Source organism: Shinella zoogloeoides, from assembly GCF_003574625.1.
Taxonomy (GTDB): domain Bacteria; phylum Pseudomonadota; class Alphaproteobacteria; order Rhizobiales; family Rhizobiaceae; genus Shinella; species Shinella zoogloeoides_A.
In genome coordinates, this window is record NZ_QNUJ01000004.1 from 194,767 (window position 1) to 208,700 (window position 13,934).

Sequence of the window (13,934 nt, forward strand, 5' to 3'; positions counted from 1 at the left end):
GTCGGCCATCTCCCCGGCGGGGGGGGCAGGGCGCTTGCCTATGGCATTCGGCGCGGCCGCTTTTCCCTTCTCCCTTCGGGGAGAAGGTGGCCCGAAGGGTCGGATGAGGGGGCACGACACGCAATGACTTCTCTTTTTTGCCTTCGACATCCCCCTCATCCGCCTGCCGGCACCTTCTCGCCGCTGGAGAGAAGGGGATGGGGCGCCGTTTTACATTCGATAGCCCCTTCTGCGGGGGAGACCGCCTCCGGGCCGAAGGGCATGCCATGCACCTCCTGCTAGCCCAGAAAGGCACCATCGCCGACGGCAAGGAGGCAATCGACCTCGGCCAGACGCCGGGCGACATCCTCTTCCTCTCCGCCGCCGACACGGAACTCGCCGCCATCGCCGCCGCCCACCGTGCGCGGGGCGGCGATACGCGCCTTCGCCTCGCAAGCCTCGCCACGCTGTCGCATCCGATGTCGGTCGATACCTATGTCGAGCGCACGGCGCGGCATGCCAAACTCATCGTCATCCGCGCCCTCGGTGGGGCCAGCTATTTCCGCTACGTGCTGGAAGCCCTTCTGGCGACGGCCGTCGCCAATGGCGTCACGCTCGTCGCGCTGCCGGGTGACGACCGGCCGGACGACGGCCTGATCCCCTTCAACCGCATCGAAGACGAGGACCGCCAGAGGCTCTGGGCCTATCTCAACGAGGGCGGCGCGGAGAACGCGGATCGCTTCCTCGCCTATGCGGATGCCGTGGTCTTCGGCGGCGAAAAGCCGGAACCGGCGACGCCGCTGGACAAGGCCGGCATCTGGTGGCCGGGGCAGGGTGTCGTGGATATCGGGACGTGGCGGGAGCTTGCCGGCGTTTCACCCCCCTCTGGCCTGCCGGCCATCTCCCCCACAGGGGGGGAGATCGATGGAGGAACGGTTTCGCGGAATTCAGGCGCTTCTACGGAAGCAAATGCGTGCCGCCTGCCAATCTCCCCCCTTGTGGGGGAGATGGCCGGCAGGCCAGAGGGGGGTATCCCAACCGCCGCCGTCTGCTTCTACCGCGCCTATGTCCAGAGCGGCGAGACGCGCCCCGTCGAGATGCTGATCGAGGCGCTGGCCGCCGAGGGCATCCGCGCCCTGCCGCTTTTCGTCTCCAGTCTCAAGGAAGCCGCCTCCATCGAGGCGGTCCGCGCCGCCTTCGCTGAGGTCCGGCCGGACATCGTCCTCAATGCTACCAGCTTCGCTGTCTCCGCCCCCGGCGCAGGCCGCAAGCCGACAGTGCTCGACGAGACTGGCTCGCCGGTTCTCCAGGTCATTTTCTCCGGCTCCTCGCGCGAAGCCTGGGAGACGTCGGGGCAGGGGCTGACGGCGCGCGACCTCGGCATGAACGTTTCCCTGCCGGAGGTCGATGGCCGCGTGCTTTCCCGCGCCGTCTCCTTCAAGGCGGCGGCGCGCTACGACGAGCGGGTCGAGACCAATATCGTCAGCCTCGATCCCGTCGAGGACCGCATCCGCTTCGTGGCGAAACTCGCCGCCGGCTGGGCGCGGCTGCGGCGGGCAAAGCCGGCGGAGCGCCGCATCGCCCTCGTCATGGCGAATTATCCGAACCGCGACGGCCGCCTCGGCAATGGCGTCGGCCTCGACACGCCGGCCGGCACGATGGAGGTGTTGCGCGCCATGGCGGCTGAGGGCTATGCGGTCGCCGATCTGCCGGAGGACGGCGATGCGCTGATCGCCCATCTCATGGCCGGCCCGACCAATGCGGCGCGCGACGGGCGGGAAATCCGCGAGACGCTTTCGCTGAATCATTACAAGGCCTTCTTCGCCTCGCTTCCGAAGGCGATTCAAGAGGAGATGGCAGGCCGCTGGGGCGAGCCGGAGGACGATCCCTTCGTCACCGGTGACGTCTTCGCCCTGCCGCTCGCCCGCTTCGGCGAAACGCTGGTCGGCATCCAGCCGGCGCGGGGCTACAATATCGATCCGAAGGAAAGCTACCATTCGCCGGACCTCGTGCCGCCGCACGGTTATCTCGCTTTCTACGCCTTCCTGCGCCTGCACTACGGCGCGCATGCCATCGTGCACATGGGCAAGCACGGCAATCTCGAATGGCTGCCGGGCAAGGCGCTGGCGCTGTCGGAGGCCTGCTATCCCGAAGCCGTGCTCGGCCCGGTGCCGCACCTCTATCCCTTCATCGTCAACGATCCGGGCGAGGGCACGCAGGCCAAGCGCCGCTCCGCCGCCGTCATCGTCGACCACCTGACGCCGCCGCTGACGCGTGCCGAAACCTACGGCCCGCTTAAGGACCTCGAAGCGCTGGTCGACGAATATTACGACGCCTCCGGTGGCGATCCCCGGCGCATCAGGCTGCTCTCCAAGCAGATCCTCGATCTCGTGCGCGATATCGGCCTCGACAGCGATGCCGGCATTGCCAGGTCCGATGGCGAGGCGGCGGCGTTGCAGAAGCTCGACGCCTATCTCTGCGACCTCAAGGAGATGCAGATCCGCGACGGGCTGCACGTCTTCGGCGTGTCGCCGGAAGGGCGGCTGCTCACCGACCTGACGGTGGCGCTCGCCCGCGTGCCGCGTGGATTGGGCGAAGGGGGCGAGGCTAGCTTGCAGCGGGCGATCGCGGCGGATGCGCTTGCGGCGGCGTCCCGCTTCGACCCCCTCGACTGCATCGCCTCCGACCTCTGGGCCGGGCCCCGCCCCGACATCCTCGCCTCTCAGTCCGACGCCCCTTGGCGCAGCAACGGCGACACGGTGGAGCGCATCGAGCTTCTGGCGGTAAGGCTGGTGGACGGCACGCTGCCTTGCCCGGACGGCTGGCAGGCTACCCGCGCCGTCCTCGACACCATCGACACGACCATCCGCCCCGCCATCGCCGCCTGCGGCCCGGCGGAGATTTGGGCACTGATGCGCGGCCTCGACGGGCGCTTCGTCGAACCCGGCCCCTCTGGCGCGCCGACGCGCGGGCGGCCGGATGTGCTGCCGACAGGGCGCAACTTCTATTCCGTCGACAGCCGCGCCGTGCCGACGCCCGCCGCCTGGGAGCTCGGCCGCAGATCCGCCGAACTGATCGTCACCCGCTATGCGCAGGACCATGGCGAATGGCCCGCCTCCTTCGGCATCACCGCCTGGGGTACCTCCAACATGCGCACCGGCGGCGACGACATCGCCCAGGCCTTGGCGCTGATCGGCGTCAAGCCGACCTGGGACATGGCCTCCCGCCGCGTCACCGGCTTCGAGATCATCCCGCCCGCCACGCTCCGCCATCCGCGCGTCGACGTAACTTTGCGCATCTCCGGCTTCTTCCGTGATGCCTTCCCGGAGCAGATCGCGCTCTTCGACCGCGCCGTGCGCGCCGTCGGGGCGCTGGACGAGGATGATGCCGACAACCCCATCGCCGCGCGCATGCGCGCCGAAGCGGCGGCGCTGGCGGCGAAGGGCGCATCCGATGACGAGGCGGCGAGGCAGGCGGGCTTCCGCATCTTCGGCGCGCAATCCGGCGGTTATGGCGCAGGGCTCCAGACCATGATGGACGAGGGGCTGTGGAGCGAGCGCGGCGACCTTGCCGAGGCGTGGCTGGCCTGGGGCGCGCACGCCTATGACGGGACGAGCGACGGCGTGCCGATGCGCGCGCGGCTGGAGGCGCGCATGAAGAGCCTTCAGGCCGTCATCCAGAACCAGGACAGCCGCGAGCACGACCTGCTCGACAGCGATGAATATTACCAGTTCGAGGGCGGCATGGCGGCGGCCGCCGAGCACCTTTCCGGCCAGCAGCCCGTCGTCTATCACAACGACCTGTCGCGCCCGGAAAAGCCCGTCGTGCGCACGCTGGAGGACGAGATCGGCCGCGTCGTGCGCGCCCGCGTCGTCAATCCCAAGTGGATCGATGGCGTCATGCGCCATGGCTACAAGGGGGCATTCGAGATCGCCGCGACGGTCGATTTCATGTTCGCCTTCGCGGCGACGACCGGCGCGGTGAAGGATCATCATTTCGAGGCCGCCTACCAGGCCTATGTGCAGGATCCGCGCGTGCGCGATTTCCTTGCTGAAAAGAACCCGGCGGCGCTCGCCGAGATGGCGGCGCGCTTTGCCGAGGCGGTCGACCGTGGCCTGTGGACGCCGCGCTCAAACTCGGCGCGCTATGAGCTCGACATGCTCGGAAAGAGGAGGGCATCGTGATGAACCTTGCCGGCCGCTGCCTTTGCCGTTCGCTGACATTTTCCGTTTCCGGCGATATCGTCAGCACGGGCCATTGCCATTGCGAGAGTTGCCGGCGCGCCACGTCCTCGCCGGTCACGACCTTCTTTTGCGTGGCGGCGGGCGATGTCGCGTTCCAGGGCGGGACGCTGCGGCACTATGCATCCTCACCCGGCGTGCGGCGCGGCTTCTGCGGCAATTGCGGCTCGCCGATGAGCTACGAGAGCGAGAAACGGCCCGGCATCGTCGATCTCTATGTCGCCTCGCTGGACGATGCGGCGGGCGTCGAAATCACCCAGCACGGGTTTTGGAACGAGCGGGTTTCCTGGCTACATTGCCAGGACGACCTGCCGAAACGGGAAGGCTGACATGACAGACAACCACGACGAAACCGCCGGCATGAGCGAAGCCGAGCTTGCCCGCCATTCGGAGAAGATGGCGAAGAAGAAGCAGGCGCGCGAGAAGATCATGGCGACCAAGACGGACGAGAAGGGCCTGGTCATCGTCCATACCGGCAAGGGCAAGGGCAAGTCGACCGCCGGCTTCGGCATGATCTTCCGCCATATCGCCCACGGGAAGCCCTGCGCCGTCGTGCAGTTCATCAAGGGTGCGATGGTGACGGGCGAGCGCGACCTGATCGAGGCGCATTTCGCCGATCTCTGCCAGTTCTTCACGCTCGGCGAGGGCTTTACCTGGGAGACGCAGGACCGCGCCCGCGACGTGGCGATGGCGCAGAAGGCGTGGGAAAAGGCCAAGGAACTCATTCGCGACGAGCGCAATTCCATGGTGCTGCTCGACGAGATCAACATCGCGCTGCGCTACGATTATATCGATATCAGGGAGGTCGTCGACTTCCTGAAGACCGAGAAGCCCTACATGACCCATGTCGTGCTGACGGGCCGCAATGCCAAGGAAGAGCTGATCGAGATCGCCGACCTTGCGACCGAGATGGAGCTCCTGAAGCATCCGTTCCGCTCGGGCATCAAGGCGCAGCAGGGCGTGGAGTACTGAGGGAAGCTTTCGCCCCTCATCCCCCTGCCGGGACCTTCTCCTTGGCTGCGGGGAGAAGGGAGCAGAATGGCGCGCCCAGCGGTCCTCGCCCCGCTTGCGGGGAGAGGATGCCGGCAGGCAGGTGAGGGGCCGTGCGGCCTACCAGCCGAGCCACACCCGCAGCGGATGGCTCGGATCGGCCATCAGGCGGATGGCGAGCGCGATGGAGGTGATGACGAGAAGCGGCTTGATGATCTTCGCGCCGCTCTTCATCGCCACGCGCGAGCCGGCCTGCGCGCCGAGGAACTGGCCGGCGCCCATGACGAGGCCGACCTTCCACAGCACGACGCCGTAGAGCAGGAACACGGCGAAGGCGCCGACATTGGAGCCGAAGTTCAGGAGCTTCGTATGCGCCGTCGCCTTCAGCACGCCGAAGCCGGCGAGCGTGACGAAGGCCAGCATGAAGAAGGAGCCGGTGCCGGGGCCGAAGACGCCGTCGTAGAAGCCGATCGCCGGCACGATGGTGACGGTGAAGAGGAAGACGCTCATGCGCCGGTGCTTGTCCACGTCGCCGATATTCGGCTTCAGCCCGAAATAGACTGCGATGGCCACCAGCAGGAAGGGCAGGATCGCCTTCAGCACGTCGCCCGGAACCACCGTCGCCAGGAGGGCGCCGAAAACCGCGCCGAACGCCGAGAGCGCCGCCATCGGCAATTGCTCGGTGAGCCGCACATGGCCGGCGCGCGCATAGGCGAGCGTCGCCGATCCCGAGCCGAAGAGCGATTGCAACTTGTTGGTACCGAGCGTTTCCAGCGGCGGAATGCCGGCGAGCAGCATGGCCGGAATGGTGATCATGCCGCCGCCGCCGGCGATCGAATCGATGAAGCCGGCGAGGAAGGCGGCGAAGAACAGGAAGACGAGAAGGTGGAGGGCGATATCGGCCACGGCGGGACTCGGGAAAACGAGGGGTCTGCCGTCCTTCTGTCAGACTGCATGACAAAAGCAAAGCCTGCCGGCGATCCACCGATCCGGTTTGACCGGCCTTTCGCCCTTCGATACTAAGGAGACGCGACGGTGCCCCGAGCGGGCCGAGCGGTGTCCGGTGCGGCTGACCCAGAGGGGCCTCATCCGGAGCTGTCGGAAACGGCAAGGCCGGGCTCTTCGCGTGGAATTTAGCAAGAGACCGCCATGAGCGCCGAGGCCCCATCACCCGACACCGGACGACGACCGCTCGTTCTCGGCCTTGGCTGCGAGCGCGGAACGCCACCGGGCGAACTCGTCGATCTCGCCATTTCCATCGTGACCCGCCCGGAGGATATCGCCTTCGTCGCGACGCTGGACATGCGCGCCGAGGAGCCGGCCATGCAGGCCGTCGCGCGGCATTTTTCCGTGCCGCTTGTGACCTTCTCCGCCGCGCGCCTCGAAGCCGAGACGCCGCGGCTTGCCAATCCGTCTGACCTCGTCTTCGCCCATGCGGGCTGTCACGGTGTTGCCGAAGCGGCGGCGCTGGCGCAGGCGGGGGCGGGCGGGCGGCTGGTCGTGGAGAAGACGAAATCTGCCCACGCCACGGCGGCGGTGGCTGAATCCGTTCAATTGCTTGTCGCCGTTTCCTCGCAAGGCGATTCCATGTCCTCGCATTTCGATTCAAGCCGGGAGCACATCTGATGCACGCCCTGTTCTCCGCCCTCCCGCCGATGGAAAGAGGCGCCGTCTGGCTCGTCGGCGCGGGCCCCGGCGATCCGGGCCTCCTGACGCTCCATGCCGCCAATGCGCTGCAACAGGCCGATGTCGTCGTGCATGACGCGCTGGTCAATGCCGATTGCCTGTCGCTGGCGCGTCCCGGCGCCGTGCTGGAATTTGCCGGAAAGCGCGGCGGCAAGCCCTCGCACAGGCAGCGGGACATTTCGCTGCGGCTGGTCGAGCTCGCCCGCGCCGGCCATCGCGTGCTGCGGCTGAAGGGCGGCGATCCCTTCGTCTTCGGGCGCGGCGGGGAGGAGGCGCTGACGCTGGTCGAGCACGGCATTCCCTTCCGCATCGTGCCGGGCATCACGGCGGGCATCGGGGGGCTTGCCTATGCCGGCATTCCGGTGACGCACCGCGAGGTCAACCATGCCGTCACCTTCCTGACGGGGCACGATTCCTCCGGGCTCGTGCCGGATCGTATCGATTGGGAGGGCATCGCCAAAGGCTCGCCCGTCATCGTCATGTACATGGCGATGAAGCATATCGGCCAGATCGCCGCCAATCTCGTCGCCGGCGGGCGCTCGCCGGACGAGCCGGTCGCCTTCGTCTGCAATGCGGCGACCAGCGAGCAGGCGGTGCTGGAGACGACGCTCGCCCGCGCGGAGGCGGATGTCGCCGCCGCCGGCATCGAGCCGCCCGCCATCGTCGTGGTGGGCGAGGTCGTGCGCCTTCGCCCCTCGCTCGACTGGATCGGCGCGCTGACCGCCGGCCGCAGGCTCGCACCCGATCCCTTCGGCTCGCGCGAAAGGAAGGATCCGGCATGAGCGGACTGCTCATCGCCGCTCCCGCCTCCGGCTCCGGCAAGACGACGGTGACGCTCGGCCTTGCCCGCGCGCTGGCCGATGCCGGCCTCCGCCTCGTTTCCGGCAAGGCGGGGCCGGATTACATCGACCCGGCCTTCCATGCCGCGGCGAGCGGAAAACCCTGCTTCAACTACGATCCCTGGGCCATGCGCCCGGACCTCATCCGCGCCAATGCCGCCAATCAGGCGGGCGAGGGGGATTTCCTGCTTATCGAGGCGATGATGGGCCTTTTCGACGGGGCGGCCGACGGCACGGGCGCGCCGGCCGATCTGGCCGCGACGCTCGGCCTGCCGGTGGTGCTCGTCATCGATTGCAGCCGCATGTCGCAGTCCGTCGCAGCGCTGGCGAGAGGATACAGGGATCATCGCGGCGATGTGCATGTCGCCGGCGTCATCCTCAACAAGGTGGGCAGCACCCGGCACGAGGCGATGCTGCGCGCGGCGCTGGAAACCGCCGGTATCGCGATTTTCGGCGTGCTGCGCAGCGACCCGGCGCTTGCCCTGCCGGAGCGGCATCTCGGCCTCATCCAGGCGGGGGAGCATGGGGCGCTGGAGGCCTTCATCACCCATGCCGCCGGCGTGGTGGCCCGTGACTGCGATCTCGACCGTCTTGCCGCCCTTGCTTCCGGCCGCGCCTCTTCCCTGCCGCCTTCTGTCGTCCTGCACCTTCCGCCGCTCGGCCAAAGCATCGCGGTTGCCGAGGACCGGGCCTTTGCCTTCACCTACCAGCACCTGCTGCTCGGCTGGCGCATGGCGGGGGCGAGCCTTTCGTTCTTTTCCCCGCTTGCCGACGAGGCGCCCGCGGCCGATGCCGATGCGGTCTACCTGCCCGGCGGTTATCCGGAACTGCATGCTAGGACGCTTGCCAATGCCGGCCGTTTCCGTCAGGGCATGCTGGAGGCCGCGCGCCGCGGCGCGCGCATCTATGGCGAATGCGGAGGCTACATGACACTCGGGGAAGGGCTGGTCGATGCAGCAGGAACGCGCCATGCCATGCTCGGCCTGTTGCCGCTCGTCACCAGCTTCGCCGAGCGGCGCCGCCATCTCGGCTATCGCCGCGTCACGCCGCTGGCGGGTTCCGGCTTTGCCGCGCCGATGACGGCGCACGAGTTCCATTATTCGACCCTCGTGCAGGAGGGAGAGGCGGAACGGCTCTTCGCCGTCACGGACGCCGTCGGCGAGGATCTCGGCGTGGCCGGGCTTCGCCGGGGGGCCGTCAGCGGCTCCTACATGCACCTGATCGACCTTGCACCGGAGGCCGCATGAGCGCGCCGCGCATCGTCCACGGCGGCGGCATTGCCGCCGCCGCCGCCCGCTACGGCGGCAAACCCGAGGACTGGCTCGACCTCTCGACCGGCATCAACCCCCATCCCGTCGCCGTTCCCGAGGTGGACATCGCCGCCTGGCACCGCCTGCCGGATCGCCACCGCCAGGATGCCGCCCGCATCGCCGCGCAGCGTTATTATGCGACGCCGGAAGCCCTTCCGCTTCCCGTGCCCGGCACGCAGTCAGCCATTCAGTTCCTGCCGCGTCTCCTCGCGCCCGGCCGCCGCGCCGCTGTGCTTTCCCCCACCTATGGCGAATATGCCCGCGTGCTCGCCAATGCCGGCGTGGCGGTGGACCGGATCGCAAGCCTCGATGCGGTGACGGCCGGGCACGGCCTCGTCGTCGTCGTCAATCCGAACAATCCCGACGGCCGGCTTTTCCCGCGCGACGCGCTGCTGTCGCTCCATGCGCGCGTCGCCGCGAATGGCGGCCTGCTCGTCGTCGACGAGGCCTTCGGCGACATGCGCCCGGAAGGTTGCATCGCGCCGCTTGCCGGCGACGACAGGCCGGGCCTTCTCGTCTTCCGCTCCTTCGGAAAGTTCTTCGGCCTTGCCGGTCTTCGCCTCGGCTTCGTCATTGGCGAGGCGGCGGTGCTCGACCGCATCGAGGACGGGCTCGGCCCCTGGGCCGTCTCCGGCCCGGCGCTGACGATCGCGACCACGCTCATGGCCTCCGACACGTCCGCCATCCGCCGCGCCATCGACGAGCGCAAGGCCGCGCTCGACGCGGTGCTGGCGGCTGCGGGCCTTACTGTTGCCGGTGGAACGGGCCTCTTTTCGCTGGTGGACCATGCGGATGCCGCCGCCATCCATGAAGGCCTTTGCCGCCATCATGTGCTGGTGCGTCCTTTCGATTATAATCCGCGATGGCTGCGGTTCGGCCTTTCCCCCGACGCCACGGGGGATGGTCGGCTGGCCGCGGCGCTGGCGGATGTGATGGGCCGATGACGGAGACGCTGCTGATCCTGTTCTTGGCGCTGCTGCTGGATCGCCTCGTCGGCGATCCCGACAGGCTCTGGCAGCGCGTGCCGCATCCGGTCGTGCTGTTCGGCCGGGCGATCGGGGCGATGGATGGGCTTTTCAACGGCAAGCGCCTTTCGCCGGCGACGCGGCGCTTCAATGGGGCTGCCGGTATTGCCGTGCTGCTTGCGGCCAGCCTTTTCGCTGGCTTCGTCCTGCACCGGCTTTTCGCGCCGCTCGGCGTCGTCGGCGCGGTGGTCGAGGTTGTCGTCGTCGCTGTCTTCCTCGCGCAGAAAAGCCTTCACGACCATGTCCGCGCCGTCTCGACCGGGCTCAAGGACGACGGCCTCGAGGGCGGGCGGCGGGCCGTGTCGATGATCGTCGGCCGCGATCCGGCGACGCTCGACGAGCCGGCGGTCTGCCGCGCCGGGATCGAGAGCCTTGCCGAGAATTTCTCCGACGGCGTCATCGCCCCGGCACTCTGGTATGCGCTTCTCGGCCTGCCGGGCCTCTTCGCTTACAAGATGCTCAACACGGCCGATTCGATGATCGGCCACAGGAGCGAGAAATATCTCGATTTCGGCTGGGCCTCCGCCCGGCTCGACGACCTTGCCAACTGGCCCGCCGCGCGCCTGTCGATCCTCTTCATCGCCGCTGGCGCATGGCTGGCGCAGGGCCGGCGGGCGGCGCGCGCGGCCATCGGCACGGCGCTGCGCGATGCCGGCCTGCATCGCTCGCCGAATTCCGGCTGGCCGGAAGCGGCCATGGCCGGCGCGCTCGGCATCGGCCTTGCAGGTCCGCGCATCTACGGCGGCGCGCGCGTCGACGAACCGATGATGAATGCCGCCGGCCGCACCGTCGCGACGGTCGCCGACATCGATCTGTCGCTGCGTATCTTCTCGGCCGCCTGCGCCGTTCTTGCCGTCACGGTGCTGCTGGCGGCAGGTCTTGCGGCCTCCGTCTAGGCGCAACGATAAAATTTTACGTCTTAACTTCGTTTTCTTTTCTCCACCCCCGTCAATATTGTGGAAGGCTGGAACTTCTATAGTCTGTCTTGCTGTCAGACATGGCGCCGATGTCATGCGCGAACGAATAGAGGGGAAATCATGCGTGGCTTGCTTGCGACTGCGGTCGCATTCCTTCTGGTCCTGTTCCAGGCCGAGACTGCACTTTCCGCCAACCTTGTCGCGGAGGTCAGCCTTTCTTCACAGACGATGATCGTTACTCAGAACGGTATCGTGAAACACCGCTGGCGCGTCTCGACGGGCCGCAAGGGCTTCGGCACGCCGACGGGCGCGTGGAAGGCGAAATGGGCCTCGCGCAACCACCGCTCGCGCAAATACGACAATGCGCCGATGCCCTATGCGATCTTCTTCAACGGCGGCTATGCGGTGCACGCGACCTTCGACACCAAGCGCCTCGGCCGTCCCGCCTCGCACGGCTGCGTGCGGCTGCATCCCTCCAACGCCGCGACGTTTTTCCAGCTGGCGAACAACAGCGGGCTTTCGAACACCCGCATCGTCATCTCGCGCTGAGGGCGGGGATCAGTCGTTGCCCGCAAAGCGCATCAGCCGGTCCATGTCGGGGACGGTGACGTGGCGGTTGTTCTCGATGCGGATGACGTTTTCCTTGCGCAGCTTGGTGAACTGACGGCTGACGGTCTCGATGGTGAGGCCGAGGAAGTCGGCGATGTCGGCGCGTGAGAGCGGCAGGTCGAAGGACGACATGTCGACGCTTTCCGGGTCGATATGGGTGGCGATGAGGTAGAGGAAGCTCGCCACCTTCTCCTGTGCCGTCTTGCGGCCGAGGGTCAGCATCCAGTCGCGCGCCTCGTCCAGCTCCTTGAGCGCCTGGCGGTGCAGCTTGTGCTCCAGCTCGGGCGTCCGCCTGACGAGGCGGTCGAGTACGTTGCGCGGGAAGTTGCAGACTTCGCTTTCGGTGGCAGCTTCCGCGGTGATCGCGCTCTCTTCCAGGAAAGGGCGGCCGAGGAAGTCGGGGGCGAACTGCAGGCCGACGATCTGCTGACGGCCGTCTGCCATGACCTTGGTCAGCTTCACCACGCCGCGCATGATGTTGGAATAATTGACGATCGTCTCGCCCTGGCCGATCACCTCGGCGCCCGTTTCCAGCCGGTGGCGGGAGGAGTGCTTGTTGAGCTCGGTCAGCTGTTCGGCCGTCAGCGCGCCGCACACGCCGCCATGGCGCGCCTCGCAGGCGCGGCAGACCAGCGGAATGTCGGAATTATGGATATCCTGACGGCGAACTTCCATGTCGGCTTTTCCTTTCGCCCCGCGGCTGACGACGCAACGATGCCGTGCTAGCCCACGCAGGCATGAACATAAAGCGTGCCGCCTCGCGGCAAAATAGCGCTTCCTGACTATTGTCAAATCGTAGCGCAGTCCCGCCGGCTTTCACTTGATCAAAATCAAATGGCGGCGCGCCTTTCGGGGTTATTTGCGTATGCGAAGGAGATATTCCATGCAGGACGCACTCGTAAGACGCCTTTCTTCCCCGGTTCCGCGCTATACAAGCTACCCGACCGCCCCGCATTTCAACGCGGGGATCGGTCCGCAGGTCTATACGGAAGGGCTGGGACGGCTGGGAAAGGCGAACCGCCTGTCGCTCTATGCGCATGTTCCCTATTGCGACCGGCTCTGCTGGTTCTGCGCCTGCCACACCAAGCAGACCCTTCGTTACGAGCCGGTCGAAGCCTATCTCAAGGGCCTTCATGCCGAGATTGCGGCCGTCGGCCGGCGCGTCTCGCGGGAGGCGCCCGTCACGGCGCTGCATTTCGGCGGCGGCTCGCCGACGCTGCTGCGGCCGGACGACATGGTGGCGCTGAAGCGCTGTCTCGAGCGGAGCTTCGCCTTCTCGCCCGAGGCGGAAATCTCGGTGGAGATGGATCCGAACGACCTAGACGAGGCGCGGCATGATGCGCTCGCCGCAATCGGCATGACGCGTGCCAGCCTCGGCATCCAGGATTTCGATCCGAAGGTGCAGAAGGCGATCAACCGCATCCAGACCTTCGAGCAGACGCGCGGCGTCGTGGAAGCGGCGCGGCAAAGGGGCGTGCGCTCGGTGAACTGCGATATCCTCTATGGCCTGCCATACCAGACGATGGAGACGCTGGCGGAGACGGTGCGCGCCGTCATCTCGCTTAGCCCCGACCGTGTCGCACTGTTCGGCTATGCCCATGTGCCGTGGATGAAGAAGCACCAGACGATGATCGATGAAGCGGCCTTGCCGGATATCGCCGCGCGTTTTGCCCAGATGACGATGGCCGGGAAAATGCTGGTCACCGCCGGTTATGAGGCCGTCGGCATCGACCATTTCGCCCTGCCGGCCGATCGGCTCGCCGTTGCTGCGCGCAACGGCACGCTTCGCCGTAATTTCCAGGGCTATACCGACGACCAGGCCGATGCCCTGATCGGGCTCGGCGCATCGGCCATCGGCCAGTTGCCGGAAGGCTATTTCCAGAACATGCCGGCGACCGGCGAATATCTGCGCCGGGTGGAGGAGGGCGGTGTCGCCGTCGTCCGCGGCTATGCGCTGACTGACGAAGACCGCGCCCGCGCCTTCGTGATCGAACGGGTGATGTGCGATTTCGGCTTTTCCTTCGCCGATCTTGCCATCCGTCATTCGCTTTTCGCCGCGACGATCCGGGCGGAGGCCTGCGGCTTCGCCGCTTCGGACAGGGACGGCCTTTGCCGCATCGAGGGGGACAGGTTCATGTTGACGGAGGCGGGCAAGCCTTTCGCCCGCACGGTCGCGGCAGCGTTCGATGCGCATCTTTCCAGCGGGCGCGGGCGGCATTCCATCGCGGTCTGACGGCGGGCTTGGGCATGTTCTTTCCGCAACACAGGGGCGCAGATCATGCAGGGCCCTCATCAACCCCATTGGCAATCGCATCGGATTTCCATATAGGATCGCCCA

At 67.2% G+C, this 13,934-nt stretch carries 12 protein-coding genes; 10 read left to right on the top strand and 2 right to left on the bottom strand.

The annotated features are described in order from the left end of the window. Positions 1-266 precede the first annotated feature (266 nt). Genes cobN through cobO form a run of 3 tightly spaced genes read left to right on the top strand, consistent with a single transcriptional unit; the run spans position 267 to position 5,192 of the window. Positions 267-4,163, top strand: a complete 3,897-nt coding sequence (cobN, locus tag DSD28_RS09300) for a cobaltochelatase subunit CobN (RefSeq protein ID WP_119256105.1) — start codon at positions 267-269, stop codon at positions 4,161-4,163. Next, positions 4,163-4,549: a GFA family protein gene (locus tag DSD28_RS09305; RefSeq protein ID WP_119256106.1), complete on the top strand. Its 387-nt coding sequence runs from the start codon at positions 4,163-4,165 to the stop codon at positions 4,547-4,549. Before cobN ends, DSD28_RS09305 begins: the two co-directional genes overlap by 1 nt. Position 4,550: 1 nt before the next feature. Continuing rightward, the gene (cobO, locus tag DSD28_RS09310) at positions 4,551-5,192 is read left to right on the top strand and encodes a cob(I)yrinic acid a,c-diamide adenosyltransferase (RefSeq protein WP_119256107.1); all 642 of its coding nucleotides are present in this window, start codon (positions 4,551-4,553) and stop codon (positions 5,190-5,192) included. A gap of 138 nt (positions 5,193-5,330) precedes the next feature. Here the strand turns inward: cobO and DSD28_RS09315 are convergent, their stop codons facing one another. Further along, positions 5,331-6,116: a TSUP family transporter gene (locus DSD28_RS09315; protein WP_119256108.1), complete on the bottom strand. Its 786-nt coding sequence runs from the start codon at positions 6,114-6,116 to the stop codon at positions 5,331-5,333. Positions 6,117-6,359: 243 nt separating this feature from the next. On the opposite strand from DSD28_RS09315, the gene DSD28_RS09320 reads away from it, so the two are divergent. From DSD28_RS09320 to DSD28_RS09345, 6 genes are all read left to right on the top strand, one after another. Continuing rightward, positions 6,360-6,836, top strand: coding sequence for a cobalamin biosynthesis protein (locus DSD28_RS09320; RefSeq protein ID WP_119256109.1), 477 nt, complete (start codon positions 6,360-6,362; stop codon positions 6,834-6,836). Further along, positions 6,836-7,678 carry a uroporphyrinogen-III C-methyltransferase gene (gene cobA, locus DSD28_RS09325; RefSeq protein WP_119256110.1) on the top strand — a complete coding sequence of 281 codons (843 nt, stop codon included), beginning with the start codon at positions 6,836-6,838 and terminating at the stop codon, positions 7,676-7,678. The genes DSD28_RS09320 and cobA overlap by 1 nt, the downstream gene beginning before the upstream one ends. Then, a complete protein-coding gene (locus tag DSD28_RS09330; protein WP_119256111.1) occupies positions 7,675-8,982 on the top strand; it encodes a cobyrinate a,c-diamide synthase in 1,308 nt (435 codons plus the stop codon). The genes cobA and DSD28_RS09330 overlap by 4 nt, the downstream gene beginning before the upstream one ends. Further along, complete coding sequence (gene cobD, locus DSD28_RS09335) at positions 8,979-9,989, top strand: threonine-phosphate decarboxylase CobD (protein WP_119256112.1); 1,011 nt, start codon at positions 8,979-8,981, stop codon at positions 9,987-9,989. Before DSD28_RS09330 ends, cobD begins: the two co-directional genes overlap by 4 nt. Next, the gene (gene cbiB, locus DSD28_RS09340) at positions 9,986-10,966 is read left to right on the top strand and encodes an adenosylcobinamide-phosphate synthase CbiB (RefSeq protein ID WP_119256113.1); all 981 of its coding nucleotides are present in this window, start codon (positions 9,986-9,988) and stop codon (positions 10,964-10,966) included. The genes cobD and cbiB overlap by 4 nt, the downstream gene beginning before the upstream one ends. Positions 10,967-11,107: 141 nt before the next feature. Then, a complete protein-coding gene (locus DSD28_RS09345; RefSeq protein ID WP_119256114.1) occupies positions 11,108-11,536 on the top strand; it encodes a L,D-transpeptidase in 429 nt (142 codons plus the stop codon). 9 nt (positions 11,537-11,545) lie between these two features. Here DSD28_RS09345 and DSD28_RS09350 read toward each other — a convergent pair whose 3' ends face one another. Further along, positions 11,546-12,271, bottom strand: coding sequence for a Crp/Fnr family transcriptional regulator (locus DSD28_RS09350; protein WP_119256115.1), 726 nt, complete (start codon positions 12,269-12,271; stop codon positions 11,546-11,548). A 208-nt stretch (positions 12,272-12,479) separates the two neighbouring features. Here DSD28_RS09350 and hemN point away from each other — a divergent pair, with 208 nt between their 5' ends. Next, on the top strand, positions 12,480-13,829 hold the full coding sequence (gene hemN / locus DSD28_RS09355; protein ID WP_119256116.1) for an oxygen-independent coproporphyrinogen III oxidase: 1,350 nt from the start codon (positions 12,480-12,482) through the stop codon (positions 13,827-13,829). The last annotated feature ends 105 nt before the right edge of the window (positions 13,830-13,934 follow it).

Bases quoted from the DNA above. Each gene is read 5' to 3' on its own strand.
- DSD28_RS09305 (WP_119256106.1), top strand. From the start codon at position 4,163: ATGAACCTTGCCGGCCGCTGCCTTTGCCGTTCGCTGACATTTTCCGTT.
- DSD28_RS09350 (WP_119256115.1), bottom strand. From the start codon at position 12,271: ATGGAAGTTCGCCGTCAGGATATCCATAATTCCGACATTCCGCTGGTC.
- cobN (WP_119256105.1), top strand. From the start codon at position 267: ATGCACCTCCTGCTAGCCCAGAAAGGCACCATCGCCGACGGCAAGGAG.
- DSD28_RS09330 (WP_119256111.1), top strand. From the start codon at position 7,675: ATGAGCGGACTGCTCATCGCCGCTCCCGCCTCCGGCTCCGGCAAGACG.
- DSD28_RS09320 (WP_119256109.1), top strand. From the start codon at position 6,360: ATGAGCGCCGAGGCCCCATCACCCGACACCGGACGACGACCGCTCGTT.
- cbiB (WP_119256113.1), top strand. From the start codon at position 9,986: ATGACGGAGACGCTGCTGATCCTGTTCTTGGCGCTGCTGCTGGATCGC.
- hemN (WP_119256116.1), top strand. From the start codon at position 12,480: ATGCAGGACGCACTCGTAAGACGCCTTTCTTCCCCGGTTCCGCGCTAT.
- cobO (WP_119256107.1), top strand. From the start codon at position 4,551: ATGACAGACAACCACGACGAAACCGCCGGCATGAGCGAAGCCGAGCTT.
- DSD28_RS09345 (WP_119256114.1), top strand. From the start codon at position 11,108: ATGCGTGGCTTGCTTGCGACTGCGGTCGCATTCCTTCTGGTCCTGTTC.
- cobD (WP_119256112.1), top strand. From the start codon at position 8,979: ATGAGCGCGCCGCGCATCGTCCACGGCGGCGGCATTGCCGCCGCCGCC.
- cobA (WP_119256110.1), top strand. From the start codon at position 6,836: ATGCACGCCCTGTTCTCCGCCCTCCCGCCGATGGAAAGAGGCGCCGTC.